The organism is Paenibacillus sp. FSL H7-0331, assembly GCF_001956045.1.
On sequence record NZ_MRTH01000003.1, the window covers coordinates 223,306 to 249,149 of the forward strand.

The 25,844-nt window shown below is 48.7% G+C and carries 20 protein-coding genes; 17 read left to right on the forward strand and 3 right to left on the reverse strand.

All coding sequences use genetic code 11. The features are described from left to right. Positions 1 to 362 precede the first annotated feature (362 nt). The 11 genes from BK127_RS43580 (at position 363) to BK127_RS05885 (ending at position 17,106) form a co-directional block, all read left to right on the forward strand. The gene (locus BK127_RS43580; RefSeq protein ID WP_179097392.1) at positions 363 to 554 is read left to right on the forward strand and encodes a hypothetical protein; all 192 of its coding nucleotides are present in this window, start codon (positions 363 to 365) and stop codon (positions 552 to 554) included. Further along, complete coding sequence (locus BK127_RS42930) at positions 475 to 792, forward strand: hypothetical protein (RefSeq protein ID WP_144026381.1); 318 nt, start codon at positions 475 to 477, stop codon at positions 790 to 792. Before BK127_RS43580 ends, BK127_RS42930 begins: the two co-directional genes overlap by 80 nt. Then, on the forward strand, positions 689 to 5,605 hold the full coding sequence (locus BK127_RS05840; RefSeq protein ID WP_083689095.1) for a family 43 glycosylhydrolase: 4,917 nt from the start codon (positions 689 to 691) through the stop codon (positions 5,603 to 5,605). The genes BK127_RS42930 and BK127_RS05840 overlap by 104 nt, the downstream gene beginning before the upstream one ends. A gap of 63 nt (positions 5,606 to 5,668) precedes the next feature. Then, complete coding sequence (locus BK127_RS43585; RefSeq protein WP_179097393.1) at positions 5,669 to 5,845, forward strand: hypothetical protein; 177 nt, start codon at positions 5,669 to 5,671, stop codon at positions 5,843 to 5,845. Positions 5,846 to 5,933: 88 nt separating this feature from the next. Continuing rightward, positions 5,934 to 6,890, forward strand: a complete 957-nt coding sequence (locus BK127_RS05855; RefSeq protein WP_076229064.1) for an ABC transporter permease — start codon at positions 5,934 to 5,936, stop codon at positions 6,888 to 6,890. 19 nt (positions 6,891 to 6,909) lie between these two features. Next, positions 6,910 to 7,782, forward strand: coding sequence for a carbohydrate ABC transporter permease (locus tag BK127_RS05860; protein WP_076229065.1), 873 nt, complete (start codon positions 6,910 to 6,912; stop codon positions 7,780 to 7,782). Positions 7,783 to 7,823: 41 nt separating this feature from the next. After that, positions 7,824 to 9,464, forward strand: a complete 1,641-nt coding sequence (locus BK127_RS05865) for an extracellular solute-binding protein (RefSeq protein ID WP_083689096.1) — start codon at positions 7,824 to 7,826, stop codon at positions 9,462 to 9,464. A 323-nt stretch (positions 9,465 to 9,787) separates the two neighbouring features. Next, positions 9,788 to 11,626 (forward strand): cache domain-containing sensor histidine kinase, encoded by a 1,839-nt coding sequence (locus BK127_RS05870; RefSeq protein ID WP_256711182.1) that lies wholly within the window; start codon positions 9,788 to 9,790, stop codon positions 11,624 to 11,626. Then, a complete protein-coding gene (locus BK127_RS05875; RefSeq protein ID WP_076229066.1) occupies positions 11,623 to 13,158 on the forward strand; it encodes a response regulator transcription factor in 1,536 nt (511 codons plus the stop codon). Before BK127_RS05870 ends, BK127_RS05875 begins: the two co-directional genes overlap by 4 nt. Before the next feature lie 609 nt (positions 13,159 to 13,767). Beyond that, positions 13,768 to 15,648: a molecular chaperone HtpG gene (htpG, locus tag BK127_RS05880; protein WP_076229067.1), complete on the forward strand. Its 1,881-nt coding sequence runs from the start codon at positions 13,768 to 13,770 to the stop codon at positions 15,646 to 15,648. Between the two features lie 120 nt (positions 15,649 to 15,768). After that, complete coding sequence (locus BK127_RS05885) at positions 15,769 to 17,106, forward strand: cytochrome P450 (RefSeq protein WP_076229068.1); 1,338 nt, start codon at positions 15,769 to 15,771, stop codon at positions 17,104 to 17,106. Position 17,107: 1 nt separating this feature from the next. Here BK127_RS05885 and BK127_RS05890 read toward each other — a convergent pair whose 3' ends face one another. Next, positions 17,108 to 17,935 carry an SDR family oxidoreductase gene (locus BK127_RS05890; protein WP_179097395.1) on the reverse strand — a complete coding sequence of 276 codons (828 nt, stop codon included), beginning with the start codon at positions 17,933 to 17,935 and terminating at the stop codon, positions 17,108 to 17,110. Between the two features lie 187 nt (positions 17,936 to 18,122). On the opposite strand from BK127_RS05890, the gene BK127_RS05895 reads away from it, so the two are divergent. Further along, a complete protein-coding gene (locus BK127_RS05895; RefSeq protein ID WP_076229070.1) occupies positions 18,123 to 18,731 on the forward strand; it encodes a TetR/AcrR family transcriptional regulator in 609 nt (202 codons plus the stop codon). Positions 18,732 to 18,829: 98 nt separating this feature from the next. Beyond that, a complete protein-coding gene (locus BK127_RS05900) occupies positions 18,830 to 19,789 on the forward strand; it encodes a dihydrodipicolinate synthase family protein (protein ID WP_076229071.1) in 960 nt (319 codons plus the stop codon). Positions 19,790 to 19,932: 143 nt separating this feature from the next. Here BK127_RS05900 and BK127_RS05905 read toward each other — a convergent pair whose 3' ends face one another. After that, positions 19,933 to 20,967, reverse strand: coding sequence for a LacI family DNA-binding transcriptional regulator (locus BK127_RS05905; protein WP_256711183.1), 1,035 nt, complete (start codon positions 20,965 to 20,967; stop codon positions 19,933 to 19,935). A gap of 117 nt (positions 20,968 to 21,084) precedes the next feature. On the opposite strand from BK127_RS05905, the gene BK127_RS05910 reads away from it, so the two are divergent. Next, the gene (locus tag BK127_RS05910; RefSeq protein ID WP_076229072.1) at positions 21,085 to 21,447 is read left to right on the forward strand and encodes a Na-translocating system protein MpsC family protein; all 363 of its coding nucleotides are present in this window, start codon (positions 21,085 to 21,087) and stop codon (positions 21,445 to 21,447) included. Here BK127_RS05910 and BK127_RS44475 read toward each other — a convergent pair. Continuing rightward, a complete protein-coding gene (locus tag BK127_RS44475; protein ID WP_218639000.1) occupies positions 21,439 to 21,606 on the reverse strand; it encodes a hypothetical protein in 168 nt (55 codons plus the stop codon). The genes BK127_RS05910 and BK127_RS44475 overlap by 9 nt on opposite strands. Before the next feature lie 28 nt (positions 21,607 to 21,634). Here BK127_RS44475 and BK127_RS05915 point away from each other — a divergent pair, with 28 nt between their 5' ends. From BK127_RS05915 to BK127_RS05925, 3 genes are all read left to right on the forward strand, one after another. After that, the gene (locus tag BK127_RS05915; RefSeq protein ID WP_076229073.1) at positions 21,635 to 23,986 is read left to right on the forward strand and encodes an FdhF/YdeP family oxidoreductase; all 2,352 of its coding nucleotides are present in this window, start codon (positions 21,635 to 21,637) and stop codon (positions 23,984 to 23,986) included. Between the two features lie 21 nt (positions 23,987 to 24,007). Further along, entirely contained in the window at positions 24,008 to 24,829 is an 822-nt protein-coding gene (fdhD, locus tag BK127_RS05920) for a formate dehydrogenase accessory sulfurtransferase FdhD (protein ID WP_076229287.1), read from the forward strand. Between the two features lie 202 nt (positions 24,830 to 25,031). Beyond that, on the forward strand, positions 25,032 to 25,799 hold the full coding sequence (locus tag BK127_RS05925) for a sugar phosphate isomerase/epimerase family protein (RefSeq protein ID WP_076229074.1): 768 nt from the start codon (positions 25,032 to 25,034) through the stop codon (positions 25,797 to 25,799). The last annotated feature ends 45 nt before the right edge of the window (positions 25,800 to 25,844 follow it).

The following is a 25,844-nucleotide window of genomic DNA, read 5'->3' on the forward strand; positions in this document are numbered from 1 at the left end:
GACTGAATGTGATTGGCAATACCTTCACCATGCCAGACGAGGCGGTGGTGATCACGGCGATATTCGGAACGCCGTCCACAGCGTGGCCTATAAACGGCAAGCGGTCTCGCGCCGGTAGGTGACAGCAGCTATGAGCAGGACGTCACGGTATCGGTCTATGGCAATACTGGCAATCTGAAGAGGCCGGGCTATCTCTTCGCCGGCTGAATGTATGGGCGGATGGCAGCGGAGCCAGCTACACTTAAGGCCAGGTATTCACAATGGGCGGGGCGAATATGACCCTATCCACCCTGTAAGCGCAATGGACGGTTGAAAAATCGGGTGGTTCTTCAGGAGGAGGGGCCACTTCTATTACCGTGAAGGTGAACAACGTTGCCAAGGTTGCGGTATTCGGCGTCGATCGAGCGGCAAGCCTGACCGCTCCGAAACCGACGGTCAACTTGAGTGACCTGGTGGCACACTGGGCGGAGTGCGATGTCAAACAAACGATTGATCTGGGAATCGTCAGCGGTTATCCCCAAAAAAATCAATACAACAAGGGAACGAGAAAATGAAAGCAATTTATGTAACTCATCAGGGCTGAAGGGTGGTGCTTCTACAGTTCGTACCGCGGGTAATCTATTGGCTTCTCTAGGTGAGCATGAACGCCATAGACAACAGGATGATAGGATTCCAAGGAGGATTGCACATGGTCAAAAAAAAATTCAGACATCTGCTGCTTTGTCTCGCAGTGCTGCTGATGCTGCCGCAATGGAGCGGAGTGGCTGCGGCGGCAGAGCCGACGTCAGCTAAGCCGGATTCGACGACTGCGCAGGAGGGGAAGAATGTGTCGGATTTCTACAATGTAATCATGCAGACAGGAGCCGATCCCTGGGTTTACAAGCACACGGACGGCTACTATTACAATGTATTTGCCAACTCCAGCGGCATCATGATCCGCAGAGCGAAGACCATCACCGGCATTGAGGCAGGCGAGAGGAGCCTGGCCTGGACACCGGTAAAGGGTACCATGTATAGCTCCAATGTTTGGGCGCCGGAAATGCACTATCTCAAGGATACCGACGGCAAATCCAAATGGTATATTTACTTTGCTGCTGACAACGGAACCAACGCAAACCACCGCATGTACGTGCTGGAGAACGCCAGTGAAAATCCGTTGACCGGCACCTGGGAGTTCAAAGGGAAGATTACCGATTCTACCGACCGTTGGGCGATCGATGGCACTGTGCTGACTGTAAATGAGAAACACTATTTCATCTGGTCCGGTTGGGAAGAAACGGACGGAAGCTTCCAGAATTTATATATTGCGCAGATGAGTGACCCACGGACCATCAGCTCGGAACGGGTATTGCTCTCGACGTCTGAACATGATTGGGAATCGTCCCCGGCCAGAATCAATGAAGGCCCCCAAGTCACGATAAAGGGCGATACGATCAATCTGGTCTATTCCGCAAACGGAAGCTGGACAGACAGTTATTGCCTCGGGCTGATCACGGCCAAGACCGGCGACGATTTGATGAATCCCGGCTCCTGGGTGAAAAAAGACATGCCGATCTTCTCCAGCGCCAATGGCGTTTACGGCCCGGGCCACCACAGCATCGTCACGTCTCCTGACGGCACAGAGGACTGGATCATCTACCATGCCGCCCGCTGGCAGGGATCGGGATGGACCCGCAAAGTCCACACGCAGAAATTCACCTGGAACGCAGACAATACGCCGAACCTGGGAAAGCCCACCGATCCGAACACACCGATTGCCAAGCCTTCGGGCGAGCCGGTGCGGAAGCGCTATGAAGCAGAAAACGCGCTGCTGGTGAAGGATCCGGGCGGTGAAACTTCTCCTGCTGTCCGGCTGGAAAGTACAGCTTCCGGCGGGATGAAGATCGCCAACATCAAGAACGCCAAAGATTATGCCCAGTTTACCGTAAACGTGCCGGAGGCGGGATTTTATATGCTGTCCGTGCGCAATGCCAACGGCTCACCCAATGCGGCCGATGCCTCCCATATCTTGTCGGTCAACGGGAGCTCCGGCGCCAATTTGAACATCGTCTATTCCGGCCTGAATCGTTGGGGACTCTCCACGGCGAAAGTCTATCTTAGGGAAGGCAACAATATTCTCCGCTTCTCGAAGGGGAACAACCTTGCCGAAATCGACAGCATGGATATATTTAAGCTGGATGCATCGGAAATGTTATTCGATGCCCCGGGGTACACGTTGGGGTTGGGTGAAACCCGCAGCTTGCCCCTGTATACCGTAACAGGCACTACCTATACCGCTGTTGACACAGGAGCAATCTTCAGTTCTTCCGATACGAAGGTCGTCGTTATTGACGGAGGGGTTAGGGTTAAGGCTGTAAGTACGGGCAGTACGACAATCACCGCCACATATAACGGGAAAACGGCCACAGCTACGGTTACCGTTGCTGCGGAGCCTAAAGCTGTGCAGTCCGTTGCCATCGGCGGATTGGATCGCATCCTGACCAGCGGGCAGACAAGCGGGCCCTTGCAGGTGACGGCACGCTATAACAACTATGAGGTTCAGAATGTGACAGCGGCCGCCCAGTATACCAGCAGCGATCCTGGGGTGGCCAGGATTGATTCGGATTCTGTGACCCAATCGGTATATGCGGTTAAACCGGGCACAGCTCTTATTACAGCCGAATACAACGGCAAGAAAGCAGCGCTCAACTTGACCGTTATCGCAGCTTCTGATGCGGTTCAGGTTGCTTCCGTAGTGAAGATTCCTTCCGGAGTGGCCCCTAAGCTGCCCAGCGTTGTTGATGTTGTCTACAACAGCCAGTCGAAGAAGGCAGAGGTTGTCAGCTGGGAGCCGGAGGGACTTGACTTCAACTCCCTTGGCACTGTTCAGGTGCCAGTCACCCTGAAGCTGGATGTCCGTGATTTTCTTTCCACCGTTGCCGTAAACGTTATTCCGGGATGGGGCCTTGATGAGATTGTGAATCAACTCCGCAACAAGCTGACCAACTTCTCCTATCCTTTGGGCGATGGGCTGGGCAACTACAGCCAATCCAAGTATGATGCCTTCGTGGCCGAAGTGAACAAGGCACAAGAGCTGGCCGTAAACGCCGATCTGAGCAAAGAACAGTTTGACGAGGAACTGGATAAGCTTGCTCAAACGGAAGCAGCTTTGTTAGGTTCGCTGAACAGCATTCGGGACGGGGTAATCTATAACGCTTACCGTGATTTCTCCGGCGATACGGTTGGCAAGTACCCTTACGGCATTACCACCGAAGATCTGACCAATGGCGCTACCGCCACTGTGCAGGAAGAGGCCGGGAATAAATTCCTCCGGCTGACCACAACCGCTACTTCGGGCAAGGCAAACCTGCTCCTGCCGTATGCAGGCGAGGTAAAGGCTGATGCGGATCAGCGCATCGTCATCGAATACCGCGCCAGACTAAACACCAGCTTCCAGTACGCCAATGGCGCCATGATGCGAAATGACAGCGGCACAGGCAATTATTCCATGGTCACGGCTTTTGATATGGGTAAAATTGTAGTCCAGAATGGACCGTCCACTAAGGTCAAAGTCAAAGACTTTCAGTACAATACATGGTACAAAATCAAAGTGGTGGCAAACTGGGACGCCAAGACTTATACCGTCTATATAGACGGTGTTGAGGTGGCCACTAACTACAACTTCCGCCACGCAGGCGGCGACAAGCTGACCGGCCAGCGGTTCGGCATTGATGGCTATGCCAACGCCTCCATCGACTTTGACGATTTCAAAGTGATGGTTACCGGAGGACCAAAAGCTGCTCCCGAGGGGCTCAAGCACACCAATGAAACAGCGGTTGGGGCCAATGATGGACGCATCACCGGGGTCAACCCCTCCATGGAATGGTCCTCCGACAATGGGAGCACCTGGTTGAGTGTCGAAGGGGATACCATCGCAAATCTTTCTCCCGGGACTTATTGGGTTCGTTACTGCGAGACGGATACCCATAAAGCCAGTCCCCATGTGGGGTTGACCATTGCAATCTATACTCAGCCGGTGCATGTCACCGGGGTAAGCCTGAATCAGACCACCGCCCAGCTGTATACCAACCATGGGAATTCGAATGTCCAGCTCACCGCAAATGTGAAGCCCGTTAACGCAGCTGACAAAACCTTGACCTGGACCACTTCAAATCCGGCTGTAGCTACTGTGGATGAACATGGTCTTGTGAAGGTTCATACCACAGGTACAGCCGTTATTACGGTAGCCACTGAAGACGGCGGTTACACCGATACATGTACAGTGACCGTAAGCGTGTACACTGACTCTGAAAATCCTGGGACACCACCAGTCCATGTGACGGGTGTGAGCCTGAATCAGATCACCGCCCAACTGTATACCAACCATGGGGATTCGACTGTCCAGCTTACCGCAAATGTGGAACCCGATGACGCAGCCAACAAGACGGTGGCCTGGAGCAGTTCCAATCCGGCTGTAGCTACCGTGGATGGACATGGGCTTGTGACGGTTCATGCCCCCGGTAAAGCCGTTATTACGGTAACCACTGAAGACGCCGGCTCCACAGCTTCTTGTGTTGTAACTGTGGGTGTATACGATAACGACAGCGGTGAAAGCGGAGGAGATTCCCAAATTGGCGGCAGCAATCCCGTCGCCCCAACTACGTCGTCTTCTGGGGTCAAAAACGGGGATGGCAGCACTACCACCAGCATCACCGATCAGACAACCGGTACGGTGACGGAGACTACTGTCTGGCCGAATGGCGACCGTGAAGTTATAACGAAAGAACACAATGGTACAATTACCGAGGTTGTCACCAAGCAGAATGGAAGCAAGCGTGAGACCGTGAGCAAGCCCGATGGAAGCAGCCGCTCTGTCACCACAGATACGCAGGGAGTCAAGGTTGAGACCGCCACGACTTCTCTGGGGGAAGTAACTGCCGCTGTCCATCTGCCCGAAGGCGTAGCGCAAGCGCGGGTCACAATTCCGTTCAAGAATGCTTCTGCTTCCACGGTGGCCTTTGCGATTCGGGAAAAAGGAACCAAGGAAGTGATCGGAACGGTAATCACCGAAGCCGGATTGAGCTTTACCGCCAAGGGCAATATGACGGTGAAGCTGATCGACAATAAGATTGTTTTCCAGGATGTGCCCAACAGCCATTGGGCTGCGGAGGCGATTGCCTTCACATCAAGCCGCGAATGGCTGCTCGGAACGGAGCAGGGAATCTTTGCTCCCAATGTATCCTTGAGCCGCGCCATGCTATTTACCGTGCTGGCCCGTTTGCATGGCGTTGAGACCGAAGGCGGGGAATATTGGTACAGCAAGGCGAAGAACTGGGCTACCGCTTCCGGGATTAGCGATGGCAGTAACCCTGAAGCTTCCATTACCCGGGAACAACTGATTACTGTCCTGCACCGTTACGCCGGACAGCCTGCTGCAAGCAGCAATGGCAAGAGCTTTGCGGACAGCGTCGAAGTGTCCGCCTGGGCACATGATGCCATCGATTGGGCTGTATCGGCAGGTATTCTTAACGGCAAACCGGGGAACCTTCTGGAGCCTGCCAGTGTTGTCTCCCGGGCGGAAGTATCCGCCATGCTCGCGCGCTTTATAGCGTGGCGCAGCAACTAAAACGGTTGAATAGATCATAGGTAAAAAAACCGAGGAGCCAAGCGGGAACATCCACCCGGCTCCTTGATTTTTTACGTCCCGCGTGGGCAGACGGCTTTAGGACTCCCCAAGTGGGCGGATTTGTCAGGGCGCAGGTTTTTTGCCGTTCCGCAAAGCCGGATTCCGAATGAGGATGTTACCCATTTCCGGGCGGCTCCTGCTGATTTGAAGGAGAAACAAAAATCGCACAGAAAGACCTAAAGATTCTTAAGGCCCGGAATGGACGAACCGCGGTACATTATAAGCATCACGTCCAACAAAAACTTTTAGCAGGAAAGAAGGGGGAGCCATGAAAACAACGCCTGACGCCGTAGGAACAGATAGAGCTCCGGCAGCCAAAGAGGCGTTTTACCAGACAAAGCGGTTTCAGCAGAATATTCCGCTATTTGCCATGCTTATACCGGGAGTGCTTTATTATCTGATATTCCGCTACTTGCCTATGGGCGGTCTTGTGATTGCTTTTAAGAACTACAATTTTCACGATGGCATATGGTCAAGTCCGTGGGTGGGGTGGAAATATTTCGAAATTTTATTCCAGTCCCACGTCACACTGCAAATTATCTGGAATACTCTTGCCCTGAGCGTTCTGAACCTGATCTTCGGGTTCCCTGCGCCGATTATTATCGCCATTGCCTTGAATGAGGTCCGGAAGAGCTGGCTGAAGCGCTGGATTCAAACCATTATTTATCTGCCTCATTTTTTGTCCTGGGTTATCGTTGCAGGCATTATCCTGACCTTGTTCTCCATCGACGGCGGCACCATCAACAAGCTGCTGGGCCAATGGGGGATAGAGCCGGTGCCTTTCCTGTACCGCGCAAACTCATGGATTGCCATCTTTATCGGCTCCGGCATGTGGAAGGAGATGGGCTTCGGCGCTATTATCTATCTTGCCGCTCTCTCTGGCATTGACCCCAGCCTGTACGAATCCGCGGGGATGGACGGCGCAGGTAAACTGAGGCAGATTTGGCATATCTCCCTGCCGGGTATCCGACCTACGATTATTCTGCTGCTGATTCTTGGAATGGGCCGTTTGATGGAAGTAGGGTTTGACCAGGTTTACAATTTGCAGAATCCCACTGTCCTGCAGAAAGCGGAGGTCATCAGCACCTACGTGTACAAAGTGGGGCTGCAGCAGGCTCAGTTTGGCCTGACCACAGCCATGGGCTTGTTTGAATCCTTTGTCGGCCTGGTGCTTGTGCTGTCGGCCAATGCATTGGCCCGTAAATTCGATCAGGGATTATTCTGAAGAAAGGAGGGAAATCCTCTTGAGGGAATCGACAAGCGGAAAAATTTTTGTATACTTTATTCACGTGGTATTGATCATCATCTCACTCACCTGCATCCTGCCTTTCCTGCATTTGATTGCGTTGTCCCTAAGCTCGGGGCATGCGGTTGACCTGGGTCAGGTCTGGTTCTGGCCGGTGGGGCTTGATTTCACCGTTTACAGATACTTTTTTGAGAATACGCCGGCCTTGCGCGCCTTCACCAACAGCGTGATCATTACCTTATTCGGAACGGCCCTGAGCATGCTGGCCACGGTGCTGACGGCCTATCCCTTATCCCGCCGTTACCTCTACGCCCGCAAGTCGATCACAACGGCCGCATTGTTCACCATGCTCTTCAGCGGAGGCATGATTCCTACATATCTGGTCATGAATAGCCTGCATTTGACCAATACTTACTGGTCCCTCTGGTTTGGCGGGCTGATCAGCACCTATAATATGCTGATAATGAAAAGCTATTTTGAGAGCATCCCGGGAGAAGTGGTGGATTCCGCCCAGATTGACGGCTGCGGTGAGGTCCAACTGCTCATGCGTATCATACTGCCATTGTCTCTTCCGATGTTGGCTACGCTGACGTTATTCTACGGGGTGGGCTACTGGAACATGTTCATGAGCGTTATTCTTTACATCAATAAGACGAATTTACAGAATCTTACTGTTATCGTTCAAGGGATGCTGCAAATTCAGGGGAATTTCAATGTGTCGGCCATGGATATGATGCAGCAGCAGGAAATGGTATCAGAAAAGCTGAAAGCGGTTGGGGTTATGGTTATGGTTGTGCCCATGCTGGTAATATACCCATTCCTGCAGAAGTATTTTGTTAAAGGTATTATGCTTGGTTCTATCAAGGGATAGCGACAAAAATGAAATCAATTATAGATTGAGGGGGATTCCACATGTCTGGACAAACATCCACATTAAGAATGAAGAACACGTTCGTACTGGGACTGTCGGCGGTACTGGCAGCAGGGGCAGTTGGTTGCAGTCAAAATGAAGAGGGGGCAAAGGGACAAGCCGAAGGAAAAGCCACAATTACCGTTTCCAACTATGACAGGGGCAATATTCCCGCAGTGGAGGGAACGGTTGAGGACAACCGTTGGACCAAGTGGATCAATGAGCATTCTCCTGTTACGGCCATGTATGTGCCGGTGTCCCGGGCAGAGGCAGTTAAGAAGCTGAATGTGTTGTTCGCATCAGGCAGTGCACCGGATATTGTCAATGATTATGATACGGGGTTCCGGAATTCTTTGTACCAACAGAAGCAATTGATGCCTCTGGACGATTACTTGAAATATGCGCCTGAATACCAGAAGCTGCTGGATAAGTACCCCCAGCTTCGCAAAATAGGCACCAAGCCGGACGGCAAGCTATACGAAATCGGCAAAATTAATGAGCCCCATCTGCAGAGTGTAGCCTTTATTCGGATGGATTGGCTGAAAAAGCTGAAGCTGGAGGTTCCGAAAACCACTGACGAATTGCTTGTCGTACTGAAAGCATTCGTTGAGCAGGACCCTGACGGCAACGGGAAAAAGGATACTTATGGAACCAATATGAGCTACACCTCGGACGGTATGGTGGATTCCATGTTCGGTTCGTACGGCTGGAAAATCTCCAATGATGACAAAATTATTAGGAATTGGGATAATACTCTGGAGTCTCTTAGATTCAAGAAAAGGTTATTTGAGGAAGGACTTATCGATAAGGATTACCTGGCGGACAAGAATGGAGCCAAAGCCAAGCAGGATTATCTGAACGGAAAAATAGGTGTTTATCTTCCTCCTGTTGTCGGCAACTGGTTTGAGAGTACGGTAACGGACCTCAAAACGCTCCGCAAGGTTGTTCCAGAGGCGGAGATTGCGCCGATGGCGCAGCCCAAGTCTCCCATGGGGCAATTCGTTCATCATGTGGTCAATCCGGTTCAAATGACCACGGTGATCAATGCCGCGGCCAAGAATCCCAAGGCCGCTATGGAATATATTAACTTCATCCTCAAGCCGGAGACCAGTCTGATTCTGAAAAAAGGAATTGAGGGAGAGCATTGGAAAAAAGGTGCGGACGGTTTTCCCAAGGTCATAGATCCTGCGAAGAATGCCAAGGAACTGGATTGGGCCATGGACTACTCCATGTTCTACTCGATCCCCGAGAATCCGCTTCTGATTTCAACCACTGCATTCGATGTGAGTGATCCTGACCAGAAGGCCGGTCTGGACATGCTGAAGAAAGCTGATGAGTTCCTGCTTAATCCCGAGGCCCAATATCCCGCGCTGAGTCATTATGAACATATGCCTACCCTGTCGAGCGAGTTGGTAGTGATCAATACCAATGTCGACAAGGAAATGAAGGACATCTATGCCAAGGGCATTATCGGCGGGGCCAATTATACCCCTGAGCAGGCCGTTGCAGATGCCAAAGCTGCCTGGGAAAGAGGAGGCGGCAAACAGATTGAGGAATTCATGAATACCTGGTATAAAGAAAATAAGGACAGAGCCTTCCTGGGTAAGGATATCCTGGAGTTGGTCCGCTCCCAACATAAGTAAGCTCTGAAGGACCTGGAATAGGATGAATGTGGACTTGGTTCGGCAAACGCCGGGCCAAGTTTGTTTTCGGAACATTTTAGGGTCCGGGCCGATACAAGAACAAGGATTGTCTAATAGGATTTCGGAATTGAAGAGTGGGACTGGCCCCAGGGTGTCGGTCTTTATGTCTGTACAAGCTGCAGAAGTATTACAGCGATCACCGCTATTATGAAGCTTATAAATAATACGAGTAGACCGGACCGGAACGAGACACGCTTCTTTCCTACGTAGACAGGTAAAATGAAAACCTTGTTTGCTTGGGAGGAAGCGTTTTATAATACAATATGAAATTCAAGGGGGGGAGCCGACTGCATCCGACAAACTGGCCGGGGTATATAGCCGGAAAAATAAAGGGCAGCTTCAAGATCAAACTGATCGTGCTGCTCTCGTGTATGGTAACACTTGCCTTTGCCTTGGCAGGCTGGATGGTTTACCGGTCAAATATCCAGCTAATGGAGGATGAAATCAGCAAGCAGTTCTCCATCGCCAACGAACAGGCTTTGGCCAGACTGGAGATGTCCTTCCAGGAAATCAACCGGGTATCCCAATCCATTATCCTGAATCCGTCCATCGAACTGTTTCTCAGGCAGAACATCGTTCCCGTAAGCGATTCCTACACCCAATTCAAGAACCGCAAGTATGTGGAAGAGCAGTTGAATATGCTGCTGGTGGATGCGCCGTCCATCCGTTCCGTTTTCCTGTACAATGAGAACGGGGAAATGACGGTTCTTTCCAAAACCGGTGCGTCGGGAGAGCCGGGAACAGATGACTTGAACAGGTTGATGGAAAAGCTTAAGCCCCATCGGGGGAATATGGTCTGGGGCCGGGCTGAGGCGGCCAGCACCATTGATCAGGACGGCCACAGAACGGTTCTGGTTGCTGCCAGACGGATGCTCAATGAGAAGCTGATCCCGTACGGCACCATGGTGATGGTGATGGAGGAAAGCCTGGTTTCCAAGGTGCTGCGGGATCTTACGGAGAACGGCAGCGGCAAGGTGCTACTGCTGGAGCCTATGGGCGGTATGCTCTACTCCAATACCGACCAGAGCGAGATGGAACAACTCTTGCAACTGACAGAGGCAAATTATCCCCGTTATGTCAAAATGAATGGCATCACCTATCTGTTTGTCCGCCACGAGCTGATTCCTGTAGGCTTCACCCTATACGGAGGGGCTTCTTTGCAGGAGATACAGAGGAAAAATAAAGACATCATCCAGGTATTGGCATTTGCCGGAATCGGCGTGATCCTGCTCAGTGCACTGCTTATTACGATTTCCACCCGGACGCTCCTGACTCCTCTGGCCCATCTGATGCAGGGACTGCGTACGCTGCGTTCCGGTGATTTCACGGTCCGTATCAGAGTGGATTCCGGTGATGAGCTAGGCTACATCGGAGACAGCTTCAACAGCATGGCGGAGCAAGTGAGCGAGCTGATCAATAAGGTATATTTGGCCCAGATCAGCCAGAGGGAATCGGAGCTGAAGGCCATCCAGGCACAGCTGAACCCCCATTATTTGCACAACCTGTTCAATGAGCTATATTGGAAGCTGTACAGCAACGACCAGGAGGAGGCGGCGCTTCTGATCAACGCCATCTCGGAGATGTTGAAGTATTCCCTTAAATCTATCCAGACAGATACGACTCTTGGCGAAGAGCTGCATCAGATCCGCAATTACATCAAGATCCAGACAGAGCTGTTCACCGGCGAGATTGAATCCATTATTCAAGCTGAGGAGTCCCTGCTGAATCTGCGGATGATGCGATCCCTCTTGCTGCCGGTGGTGGAAAATGTTTTTGTGCACGCTTTCCGTGATATGGAGAAAGACCGGGTGCTGCGGATTAAAGCGTTCCTGTTAAAAGAGGCGCTGCATATCGAGGTGGCTGACAACGGATGCGGCATGGATAAAGAAACCCTGAGAACCTTGACAGAGGCGGAGGCTGTACTGCCGGACGGCAATAAGACGGGAATCGGCTACAAAAGTGTGCTGCGGCGCATTCAACTGGTATACGGACCCGCATATGGAGTGGAAATTACCAGCAGTAAAGGGAAAGGAACGCTTGTTCACATGACGCTTCCTATTAAATCCGGGACATTGGGGAGTCATGAGGAGGGGAACGGATGAAGGGCAAGCTGTTTATTGCAGAGGATCAGCCCAACTTCCGCAAGGGGCTGCTGAAGCTGGCGGGGAAGCGGTCCGCCGAGTGGGTGGTGACAGGGGAAGCGGCCAATGGCCGGGACGCCTTGTTAATGATGGAGAAATGTGTCCCGGATCTCTTGCTGACCGATATCCGGATGCCCCATATAGATGGTCTGCGGCTGGCAGAAGAAATCAGAAGCCGCGGCTGGCTGACGAAGATTGTGATTGTAACCGGATTCAAGGATTTTTCGTATGCCCAGTCCGCCGTCAAGTTCGGGGTGCTGGACTTTATCACGAAGCCTTGTGTGGAAACGGATATATTAAGCGTACTCGACCGGATTTATGTGCAGCTGATTGAAGAAAGCCAGTCCCAGCTCTTGTTGGAGGGCTGGAAGCGCCAGCATGAAGACAGCGAGCTGCGCTCGGCTATTATGGGTATGCCCTGCAGCGGCGAAGAGGTGGAGGCTCTGCTGAAGCGGATGACGCAATGCGAGCTGCATTTTCTCCGTATTCCTATCTATTTCCCCCCGGAGAAGCATTATTCCGTCCAGGATGTGCCGCTTTTGCAGTTTGCTTTCGCCAATATTGCCGGGGAGCACTTGAATAAATGGTTTCCCGGCGGCTTTCGACTGTTTCCCTTGAACGCATCGGAGTGGGCTTTGTTGGTGGACCGGAGTGCTTCCCGGCCGGATACATCCCCCTCATGGATGCAGATACTCACCGATTCGGTCCATCATTATCTGAGGCTGGCTCTTGAATGCAGCGGACAAGGACTATGCACCAGCACGGAGGAATTGGGCCAGGGCTACAGACGGTATTGCCGGGAAGGGGACAGGGACCACGGTTCTGCCAATGAATCACTGCTCAACCAGACGGCTCTTTACGAGAAGGAGAAGGAAATTGTAACCTGGCTTATGTCGGAGGATAACAGCCGGCTGAGCCGGGAGCTGCAGGAGCAAGCCGTCCGGATCAGCCATTTGCCCCCGCAAACCGCCAAGATCGAAGCACTGCTGCTGGCTGCTGCCATTCTCCGGCTGGTGCAGGTCCAGTTTCCCGAATGGCAAATGGCCGTGCGCCCCATAGAGTGGGATTCTGTCTACAAGTGTGCGACGCCGGAGGATATTGCGGCATGGCTGCAGGGATACATCCATGAATTCCTGCAGTCCCACAATAACTGGCTTGCCAGCAAGAATGATAATCCGGTCAAGCAGGCCATCCGGTTTATTGAAGAATCATACATGGGGGTATGCAGCTTGGCCGAGGTGGCGGCCCATGTCCATCTCAACCCCAGCTACTTCAGCAATTTGTTTAAAAAGGAAACCGGGGAAAGTGTAACCGGCTATATCCAGAACCTGCGCGTACGGAAAGCGAAGCTTCTGCTGAAAAGCACAGATATGAAGATATTCGAAATTTCCGAGGCTACCGGCTTCAACGACTCCAATTATTTCACGCATATGTTCAACAAAATAGCGGGAGTCTCCCCCAAAGAATACCGTAAGCAGATGGCCGGCCAATGACACTCTATGGGTTTCGTTTACGGATACCAGTAATATATGTGTCTTGATGACCACCAAACAAATGTTCAACAATCAAATCTCATGCAAGGCTGCCAATTGACTCGGCAGCCTTTTGGAATGAGGGTAAATCAGCAACTAATTATTTTTAACATGAAAAAAGGGGTTATATAGTGTATGACACCTATAGATCGACATTAAGTCCCCCACTGTGAAAACTCAATACTTATATAAGATTCTTCAAATGACACAAAAGTGCCAACAAAATAGGAGACAAAGTTTGAAATGAGCCTTTCTTTATAAACAAGTGAGGAATATGATAGGAGGACTTCGTGCTATATATGAGCAGAGTCTTTTTATATAAATGTTCAACTTCATTCAGCAATTCAACGTCAACTTGGGCAATGGAGTGCTGCTTTGCCTAGCTACATCAAGGCTTGTTTACCAATGTCATGCTGCGAAGGTTGAGTTAATAACTGATAAATTACGATTATACATAAGATCTATGCTATATTGACATTAAAAGCGAGTAATGATATAAAAATAGAGAATAGCACTCAAAGGCTGAGAGTGCTAATCTATTTTTGTTCGATACTCAAAGGAGAGATTCAAATGGAAAAAAAGCAGTTTCAGGCAGAATCCAAGCGATTATTGGAAATGATGATCAATTCCATTTACACACAAAAAGAGATATTTCTCAGAGAGTTGATTTCCAACGCGAGTGATGCCATCGACAAGATTTATTACAAAGCATTAACAGACGATAAACTGGTCTTCGACAAAGACAGCTACTATATCAAGGTTACGGCCGACAAAGCGAACAGAACACTAACGATCCGCGATACCGGAATTGGCATGACCAAAGAAGATCTTGAAAATAATCTTGGGATCATTGCCAAGAGCGGTTCCCTTGCTTTCAAAAAGGAAAACCAATCCAAAGATGGTCATGATATTATCGGCCAGTTTGGCGTTGGATTTTATTCCGCTTTTATGGTGGCGGATGTAGTTACCGTCATCAGTAAGTCTTTATATGAGGATAGCGCCTATAAGTGGGAGTCGACTGGTGCTGAGGGCTATACAATTGAAGCGTGCGATAAGGATTCCGTCGGTACGGAGGTCATCCTGAAAATCAAAGACAATACAGAGGATGAGAGCTTCGACGAATACTTAGAAGAATACCGCTTAAAAGCAATTATCAAAAAGTACTCCGATTTCATTCGCTACCCGATCAAGATGGACGTGAGTGGCAAAAGACTGAAAGAAGGAAGCGAAAGCGAGTTCGAGGACTACCAGGAAGAGCAGCATGTGAACAGCATGGTTCCGATCTGGAGAAAAAACAAAAGCGAGCTGACACCTGAGGATTACGACAAGTTTTATGCGGAAAAGCATTACGGCTTCGATAAGCCACTCAAGCATATTCATATCAGTGCGGATGGAGCGGTGGTGTACCAGGCTATTTTGTTTATTCCCGAGAGCACGCCTTTTGACTTCTACTCCAAGGAATACGAAAAAGGACTTGAGCTGTATTCCAACGGCGTGCTGATCATGAACAAATGCGCCGATTTGCTTCCAGATTATTTTAGCTTTGTCAAAGGGATGGTTGATTCCGAAAGCTTGTCGCTTAACATTTCCAGAGAAATGCTGCAGCATGACCGCCAGTTAAAGCTGATTGCCAAGAACATTTCGAGCAAAATCAAGAGCCAACTGCAAAGCTTGCTGAAGGACGAAAGAGAGAAGTATGAACAATTCTACAAATCGTTCGGCAGACAGCTCAAATACGGAATTTACAGCGATTATGGCAGCCACAAGGATGTATTGCAGGATTTAGTTATGTTCTACTCGTCGAAAGAGAAAAAGCTGGTAACTCTGGATGAATACGTAGCAAGAATGCCGGAGGAGCAAAAATACATTTATTATGCATCCGGTGAATCGAATGAAAGAATTGAAAAGCTTCCACAGACAGAGCTTGTGTCCGATAAAGGCTATGAAATCTTGTATTTCACTGACGATATCGATGAATTTGCCATTAAAATGATTATGAAATATAAAGACAAGGAATTCAAATCCGTATCCAGCGGCGATCTGGGCATTGAAGTAGATGATAATGAGAAGGATACAGATGCCGAGAAGAACGACAATCAAGCATTGTTCGAGCATATGACAAGCTTGTTGAACGGTAAAGTAACCCATGTCAGAGCATCCAAAAGACTCAGAACGCATCCGGTTTGCTTGTCTACAGAAGGCGAGCTCACGATTGAGATGGAAAAAATATTACAAGCGATGCCGAACAATCCAAATGTAAAAGCAGATAAAGTGTTGGAAATAAATGTGAACCATGCCGTGTTTGAATCCTTGAAGGACTCCTATGAGAAGGATAAGGAGAAGCTGAACCTGTATACGGCATTGTTATACAATCAAGCCTTGCTTATCGAAGGACTACCGATTCAGGATCCGGTGGAGTTCACAAACGATATTTGCAAAATTATGGTTTAATAGGTGTGGAACAATGAAACGGCAGAAATGCCGTTTTTTTATCCAGATTCAGTGGGATAGTATAACTATAAAAGGAAAGGTTATACATAAAGAATCAGGACCAGCGAAAGGCGTGATTACATGTTCAGCAACCATACAGTTTCGGGATTTAACATCAAGAATCTGCTGAAATTCAGAAACAGTCCTTTACATTTTTTAACCGAAATTCGCGAACTGGGTGATATTGTTGAGATTGGTCACAGAGCTAATCGTAAAATGTTTGTTTTGAATCATCCGGATTTGATCAAAGAGGTTCTGGTTAACAAGGCTTCGAGCTTTCGTAAAGGAAAAGGATTGCAGATTGCCGGTAAATTTTTGGGGCAAGGATTATTAACAAGTGAAGGTGACACACATAAACGCCAGCGGCGGTTGATGCAACCTCAGTTTCATGCCAAGCATATATCTACTTTTGCAGGTGTGATGGTCGAGCATACGAAACAAATGCTGGATACCTGGGTCAACCAGGAAGATAGAAATATACATCGGGATATGACGGAATTAGCTCTGGAAATCATAAATAAAACGATGTTTGGTCATAATCTGACTGAAGATGTAGATCAAATAGGGGAAATCATCGAGGCGGGAAGCCGAAGAAATATTCAACAAGCCAAAAGTGTGATCAATGTGCCTAAGTTTTTTACCAAAAAAGCAGACGATAGACTGCAGGAATCACAAGGCTATCTGAATCGAATTATTTATTCAATGATAGAAGCAAGGCGCAAACAACCGGATGAAGAGCATCAGGATCTGTTATCTCTGCTTCTCGCAGCCAAGGATGAAGACGGTACCCGGATGACCGACCAGGAAATTCGCGACCAGCTCATTACGATCTACATAGCAGGGCATGAAACAACGGCGAACACGTTGTCCTGGACCTGGTTTTTGCTAGCTCAGAACGATGCCGTCGAAAAAAAGCTTTGGGCTGAACTGGATGAAGTATTAGGAGGCAACTCACCCAGTTTATCCGATATTCCCAAACTCAAGTACACGAACCAAATCATTCAAGAATCGATGCGACTGTATCCGGCCGCGTGGATGATTGGGCGGGAAGCCACAGATCCCGTGGTGATAGGCGGGATGGATATTGCTCAAGGCGATACGATTTTTATGAGCCAGTATGCGATGCACAGGAACCCTAAATATTTTGCCAATCCAGATCAATTCAGCCCTGAACGCTTTGATCATGATTTTCTGAAAACCATCCCTGCATACGCTTATTTTCCTTTTGGAGGAGGTCCAAGGGTTTGCATAGGAAATAACTTTGCACTCATGGAAGCGGCAATTATTGTGGCTGTAGTAGGTCAAAGATACAAATTACAGCTGTTGGACTCCCATTCGGTTAAACCCGAGCCCTTAATTACTTTGCGAGTACAAGGCGGCTTACCGATGAAGGTTATTGAAAGAACTCCACGTGCTTAAACTACATGGAAAACTCTTTTCCTAAATAAACGTCAGGTGCAGTCAGATAGACTTCGCGCACAACCACATTTTGAGGTTGATTGAGGACATAGAGAACTGCTTTGGCGATATCGTCTGCACTCAAAAATATTTGACCCATGGCAGCATGAATACGTTCGAGCAGTGCATCAGGTAGATGCTCGTCTTTCTTGATTTCCACATCGATGCCAAGCTTGCAAGCAAGCTCTTGAATCCGCGCCGGGTCAACGCTTCGTCCAAAATTTGTCGCAACAGCGCCTGGCATAATATTGCTTACCCGGATGGGTTCGTCCGCCAACTCGTGTGTTAATGCTTCACAAAGGGCATTTACCATATGTTTGGTAGCGCTATAAAAATCTTTGCCTGGTTCTTTAGCATTGCCTGAGGAGATATTGATGATGTGTCCGACAGCGGCATCAGGATGCTGACGCATTGCACGAATAGCTGCTTGTGACCCCGCCAACAGGGCCATAATATTGACATCGATCATCTCACGCCAAATATCGGGATCAGCTTCAGCGATTTCCCCATGCAGGTGCAAACCGGCATTGTTGACCATAACGTCCAATCTTCCTGTTTGCTGTGCAGCTTGCTGAACAAAATGCTGAAGCTTCTCGATATCGCGAATATCAAAAGCGCTGATACTTGCGCGGCCCCCCGTTTTTTCGATTTGATCACGTATAAGCTCCAGCTTTTCCTCGTTCCTTCCTGTCATGTAGACATGCATTCCCGCTTGAGCCAGATGAATTGCTATAGCACGTCCGATTCCGCTTGAGGCACCTGTGACGATGGCTGTTTTTATATTTGACAAGTGGATCACTCCTTTTTGGTATATTAATAATAATCAACACGTTGTTGATTTACTTGATTGATGTTTATTATAATGTAAGTAATTTTGACTTACAATAATCACAATTACGCTGAATGTTCCATAATAGACAGGAACTCCGGTTCTGTTTATTAACAGCGTACATGACTTGGAAGGATTGTGTTTACACATGGAAAAAGCCAATGATCTGAGAGTTATACGAACCAAAAAGCTGATCGAAGATGCCTTTCTGACCATTATGGAAGAGCAAGGGTCCGAGGGTGTGACAGTCAGGAGCTTATCGCAAAAGGCGGGGATCAATAGAGGAACCTTTTATTTGCACTATCAGGATATTTACGATTTGATGGAAAAGTTGGAGGATAGCCTGATCGAGGGAATGAATAGCCTTTCCCATCAAGAAGATCCAAGAGATCTCATGAGTCTTGACACTGATAATGAACCTTTCCCCATGATCATGTCCTTCTTTGATTATTTGAACTCCAACCCACGCATGTTCAAACTCGTGTTTGATCCCCAAGTGCCGAGTTTCGGCCGTAAGCTGACTTCCTTGCTGCATGACCGGATGTATGCCAAGATCCCGCAGGAACTGATTGATTCCCACACACAAACGATGCCGCCTGAATATCTTATTGCTTATTTTAGCTCTGCCTATTTCGGAATTATTCACCATTGGTTTGCATCGGGAATGGAACTTCCCCCACGGGAAATGGCATTGATGATAACTCGGTTGATTCGACATGGCCCCTTGGTAACGGCGCTGCAGGGGTTTGAGAAGTAGAGAACACGATACTTTTGAATTGACAGTTTACTGATTTGAAAATATAATCAATAATAGGAATAACGTTTTAGCAAACTATTAGAAAGAAGGATACTTATATGGAGCAGCCTGCAAATCTTATCGTTGACGGTGTCTGGCCGACTATGGTTACCCCTTTTACGGAGTCAAATGAAATCGATTTCAAAGCGTTGGAAAAGCTTATTGAATGGTATATTGCCAAAGGGGTTGACGGCTTATTCGCCGTGTGTCAGTCAAGTGAAATGTTCAAGCTCTCTCTGGAGGAGAGAGTGCAGCTAGCCGGATTCGTCAAGAAGCAGGCAGCTGGCAGAGTGCCGGTGATCGCTTCCGGTCATATATCCGATTCCATTCAGGATCAGATCGAGGAAATTAAAGCGATTTCCGCGGTGGGAATCGATGCTTTTGTAATGGTGAGCAACCGACTGGCAGCACAGGATGAGTCGGATGACGTATGGAAGCGTAATGCGGAGATTATATTGGCGGCTGTGCCTGATGTAGCGTTTGGCATTTACGAATGTCCGTTTCCTTACAAAAGATTGATGTCGACCGAATTGCTTGCCTGGTGCGCATCAACTGGGAGATTTTTGTTCCTGAAGGATACCTGCTGCGACGTGGAGCAAATTCAAGCTAAATTAGATGCAGTTAAAGGAAGTCAGCTCAAAATTTTCAATGCGAATTCAGCAACTTTGCTGGAAACTCTAAAGATCGGCGCAGCAGGTTTTAGCGGGATTATGGCGAATTTTCATCCGGATCTGTATGCATGGTTGTTTAACAATTGGAACAAGGACACGGACAAAGCGGCTCTGGTTCAGAGCTATCTGGGAGTTTCCTCGATGATTGAGCATCAGTTGTATCCATTGAATGCCAAATACTACTTGCAGCAGCAGGGGCTGGGCTTTACGCTTCAATGCCGTGCGAGGAATCAGGAAGATTTTATAACGAAAGAACGACTTGTTATGGACCAGATGCAGCAGCTGGATCAGTGGTTAGGCTTATTCGTGAACGGGCAGGCTGCTGTTGCGAATTCTATAGCGAAGTAGGCTGAGTAGGGCAGCAATCATTCTTAATCCAAGGAAATCCCATAATCGAAAAAAACAAACAGCAGAACCGTCGATGACGGAACTGCTGTTTTTGTCTTGTAACCAACCATCAGGAACATTTGGCAAGTTGCTTGAGCAGTTGCCTAACGGCTGTTAAATTCTCCACAGGATTGCCTGATGACCAGATGAGGCTCGAACATACGTGCGGCGGGTGGAACAACCTGATGATGCAGGACATCGACGATCATCTGAAAGCAAGCCTTGGCCATCTCCTCGACCGGAAAATGAATCGTGGTTAATGGAGGAACGGTGAAGCGGGCGATTTCATTGTCATCGTGTCCAACAAGCTCCATATCCTCAGGAACGCCTATTCCTGCTTCTCGCAGGGCTGCAAGTACACCAACAGCCATTTGATCACTAAGTACGAATAAAGCTGTAGGTCGATCTTCAGAAGCCTGGAGCAGTGCTTGTGCCGCCTGATAGCCGCCTTCCTCCGAGAACTCCCCTTCCGTAATGTGGACAGGATTAATCGAAAGTCCAAGAGCCGCTGCCTTATCAACAAACCCCTGCTTACGGTACTGGATGGCTCTGGATGATACTCTCGGAACGATGACACCTGCATGAGTGTGACCTCTGCTTGTAAACAAACGGGCAACCTCCTGCCCTGTATGCTCATTATCTACATTAATCGTACAAAATTTATCGGAATACCGCTGATACAGCACAACAGGAACCAGAAGCGGTGTCGTTTGCAGAAAGGCCTCATCCTCATCCGTAGCATTCGCAATAATCGCTCCATTGAAGCGGGTACCGGTGACAAGGCTTTTGACGTCTTGAATCCGGCCTCCGACATAAGGTTGAACTAACAGCTCATACTCGGTTTCCTGCGCGTGCAGACTCTCCTGAATACCTTTTAAATATCGACCGATCAGTGAAGCGCGTGTATCCATGGTCCAAAATAAGGCAATGATCGGAGCGACCGTTTCTCCACCACTGCGCAGACGACGAGCCGAAATATTAGGACTGTAGTTAAGCGCCCGGGCTGCTTCCAAAATCCGTTGTTGGGTTGCTGCCGAGATCCGAAGTGCGGTTCCCTTTCCATTCAAAACGAGTGAAGCCGTGCCTTGGGAAACCTGTGCAAGCTTGGCTATATCTTTAATACTGGACAGTGTGCTCACCTCTATTCACTGTAATACTTATTATTCGTATTATAGCTTAATTTGCTTAGGGATTGAACTCTGTACAGTACCATGATAAAATTTGCTTCATAGACCCGAAAATGAGGGATCCTCGGTATGAATAAGAAGGAAGCAGAATTCAGCAATTTAGTGAAAGCGTTTCGAAAACGACATATGGGTAAAGGACCGCGTGAAATCCGGACCACCTTTTGCAAGCAGTGGGCAATTTGTGAGATGGAAGGCAACTTGTCCCCGGTGGAAAAGTTCATCGCCACAGGAACGGATGGTAAGCAGGTATTGCGCACAGCGCGTACCGAAATGGTGAAAGATATTTATCGCAATCACCCGCCGATAGAAATGGAACAACTGCTAGGGGCCAAATTTGTCGAGCTGTTCGTAGATATCGATCTGGAAAAGGATTTTGGGATGTCGATATTTGTGTTCGATCAGGATATTGAAAGCAAGTTTTCATTAAAATAAATAGTTGAAATCGTCATAATTGCATACATGTGCCGTTGGCACTTGGCAGCGATCCTGCTCAAGACTAACAGCCGCATCAGAACCTTTATTTTTTGTACCAACAAAAAACAGAGGGACTGCTGCGGCTTTTTTTGTGAATGTATTGGCTTTGCTGATCATTCTGAATGAAATCAAGGAGGTAATCAGGTTGGGTAAAACACAACATACGGGACCCATTAAGCTCCCCAAACGACTGGATCCGAAGCTGTGGGTGAGTAAAGTTCCCTTCGGATTAGGGCAAGTCAAACCACATCATATTAAAGAATCATTGAAGATTGCCTGGGAGAATAAAGATCAACTGCCATATGCCTATCGAATATTGACACAAGGTGTGTGTGATGGCTGTGCACTCGGTGTATCCGGACTGTATGACAGGACGCTTGCAGGGCCGCATGTATGTACGACCCGTCTTAACGTTCTGCGTCTTAATACGATGCCGGAGATCAAACCGGAGGTACTGCACCAGGATATTGCAGAGCTGCGGACTATGGACAGTGCAGCCCTACGCAAGCTGGGGCGAATTCCGTATCCGCTGATACGCAGGCCTGGGGAGAACAGATTTTCCAGACTTCCATGGGATGAGGCCCTAGAGCTGATCGCCACAAAAATTCGAGCTATCGATCCTAAGCAGCTTGCTTTTTATTTGACAGGACGAGGCATCACTAATGAGTCCTATTACGCTGCAGGCAAGGTTGCACGCTTGCTGGGAACGAATCATATAGACAACGCCTCCAGAATCTGCCACTCACCTTCCAAAACAGCGCTCAAGCGTTCCGTCGGAATCGGGGCTTCCAGCTGTAATTATAAGGATTGGATTGGTACTGATGTGCTCGTGTTCTGGGGCAGTGTAGCCGCTAACAATCAACCGGTATCGACCAAATATATGTACGCGGCCAAGCGCAAAGGCACCCGGATTATCGTCATTAACCCATATCATGAGCCGTCGATGGATCAATATTGGATCCCTTCTATCCCAGAGTCTGCGTTATTTGGTACCAAGCTGACCGATGACTTTTATCAGGTTCATATTGGTGGGGATATCGCTTTTATGAACGGTGTGATGAAGCACTGGTTTGAGATGGAAGAAGCGAGTCCAGGCTCTGCGGTAGATCATGCCTTCATTCAAGCGCATACGAACGGTTATGAACAGCTGAAGGCTCATGTCAGGGAGCAGGATTGGGAGCTGCTGGAACGCTCATCAGGACTGAGCCGTGAACGCATGCTGGAATTTGCCCGTTTGCTGGCTGCGGCGAAATCAGCTGTATTCGTTTGGAGTATGGGGCTGACGCAGCATCGTTTTGGTACGGACAACATTTCACAGGTGGCGAATTTGGCCTTGCTGCGAGGATTTCTGGGCCGTGAGTTTTGCGGGTTGATGCCCATCCGCGGACACAGCGGGGTACAGGGATCAGGAGAAATGGGTGCAGATCCGTTCAGCCTGCCTGGCGGCGAATTCAGTGCGGATGGTATTGCACGTATGGAACGGGTATGGGGCTTCGAGCTGCCCAAATGGCAGGGGGATATTGTCGGAGTCTCGTTGGAGAATTCGATGCTTCCTGATGACCACGAGCGTAAGCTGAAGCTCTTCTATACGTCAGGAGGAAATTTTCTGGAAACGATGCCTGACCCCGATTTCGTTCGCGAATGTTTGGAAAATGTCGATATTCGGGTGCATCAGGACATTGTGTTGAATACGTCTACGCTTGCTGAAGCGAGGGAGGCCGTGATCGTATTGCCTGCGATGACTCGCTATGAGCAGCCTGGAGGTGGAACCTCGACATCCACAGAGCGGATGGTCTATTATTCACCGGAAATCAAAGGGCCGAGAGTCAGTGAGGCACGTGCGGAGTGGGCCATCTATGCTGAGCTTGCAGCCAGAGTAAATCCAGAGTATGAACGATTGGTCGCTTTTCGCAATGCAGAGGATATTCGACGTGAAATTGCTGCTGCCGCTACGTATTATGATGGTATTCAGCATTTATCCGAGCGTGGCGATGTATTTCAATGGGGCGGCGCCTGGCTTTGCGAGGATGGAGTGTGCCCGACGTCGGATGGCCGCGGCAATCTGATCCCCATCGAACAACCTGAGCTTCGTAAGCCGGAAGGGCATTTCCGTGTCACCACCCGCCGCGGTAAGCAGTTTAATTCGATGATCTATAGTGCCACCGATCCTTTTAATGGAGCCGACCGTTACGATGTGCTGATCAATCCGCAGGATGCCGAAGCGCTGCAGCTTAAAGCGGGTGATGCTATCGTAGTATATAACCAATACGGATTGCTTCATGGGCGGGCGAAGCCGGTTCCGATTCAACAAGGTAATATTGAGGTTCATTGGCCTGAAGGCAACAGCCTGATTCCCAAAGGTGTCTATGAAGCTCACGCAGGCATACCTGAATATAATACAGCTGCGGTTGTAGAAAAGGCGGAAACGTTTCATGCCCTTAAAGACACCAAATACGTGGAAAAACGAGTGATGGAGCTGGAAACGGAAATGGGGTGAAGTCGAATGGGAATGGACTTTATGGATGATTTTCCAATAGAACAACCAGTAACGGCCACATGGCGTATACTGAAGTATTCCGATGGTCAATTTAACGAGCGGGAAGACGTAGTGGCTTCTGAATATCCGCTTACTGTTCGAATAGACGGGGAGGAGTTTGCCACCATCGTATGCAGTCCTTCGGATCTGGAGGATATGGCGATTGGCTTTCTTGCCTCTGAGGGGGTTATTCGCGTCATTGAGGACATCCGAACCTTAAAGCTGAATGTGGAGCGCGGTTTTGTGGATGTTGAGCTCATGGTTAAGCAAAACACCAGCAAGGATTCGTATAACAAGAGATTCATTGGCTCTTGCTGCGGGAAGAGCCGGCAGTTTTATTTTCATAATGATGCGAGAACAGCCAAAACGATTCCATTACGGACCCGTATTAGTGCTGTACGCTGTCTGGAGCTGATGAATCAGCTTCAGCAAGCTTCCGCTGAGTTTCATCATACCGGAGGCGTGCATAATGCGGCTCTATGCAGTGCTGACAGCGCTGGAGCGCCTGTCTCACTTGTTCGTTCAGATATAGGCAGACATAATGCACTGGATAAAATTTTTGGACAATGCATCAGACATCGCATCCCACTTCAGGGGAAGGTTATTGTATTTAGTGGAAGAGTATCTTCCGAGGTGCTGCTCAAGGTAGCCAAGATTGGTGTAGGTATACTGCTGTCCAAGTCGGCACCGACAGGGTTGGCGCTTGAGCTTGCTCATGACCTTGGTATTGCGGTAATCGGTTTTATTCGTGGACAGTCCTTTAACGTGTATACCCATTCGGAACGCTTGGAAATCGATAATTAAATTTCCTTTAGCGAAAAAAATGATGTGTTCGGTGTCAAGGTCAAGATATGTTGATTAATTGAAAAAATCGACAAGAAATGTCCTGAAACGATTATATATTTACTGTAAAATTAAACATAGGCGATGAGCTTTAATCGGATCCTGCATTCTCGGGGGTTCCTTCCGTCTTCTTGTGATAAACATACCCTAAGGAGGTATTGTAATGACCGCATTTGGTTGGTGCATGCAGATCGAGCATGCTGAGGAGCTTCAAAGATATGGTTATGATTATATTGAATGTTCGATTGCTCCCTTGTTGAGTCAGGATGATGAGGCTTTCAAGAAAGCGTTACCTTTGTATATCAATAGCCCACTTCCGGTCAAAGCCTGGAATGTGTTATTTCCCGGAGATATTAAAGTCGTAGGTCCAGAAGCTAATGAAACCATTATCACGAATTATTTGGCCAGAGCCGTAGATACAATGTTTCAAGCAGGATCGTCCATTTTTGTATTTGGAAGTGGAAGATCACGCAGCATTCCAGAGGGGTGGGAGCATGCGCGTGCGGAGGAGCAGTTATTAAGGCTGCTAAGGATCATTGCAGAGCAGGTTAAGGGAACTAATCTTACGCTGGCAATCGAGCCTCTAAACACCAAGGAATCGAATGTGATCACGAGTGTAGCTGAAGGTGTGCATTATGCCAAGCAAATTAATGATCCCGCTATTCGTGTATTGGCTGATTTTTATCATATGGATGAAGAATCTGAGCCATTGGAAACCATTGTCGCTCATAAGGATTGGCTGTCCCATATTCATATTGCCGACACGGGACGTCTGTCTCCCGGAACAGGTCAATATCCGTATGAACGCTTTGTGGCGCAATTGAAGGCTGCAGGCTATAACGGCATGGTGTCGGCAGAATGTACGGTCAAGGATCGCGCCCAAGAGCTGCCGGCTTCCCTAAGCTTTATGAAAGAGCAGTGGTCGAAATAAACGAATCCAAACTTCCATATAATAGCTACAAAAAAGAAGTCATCG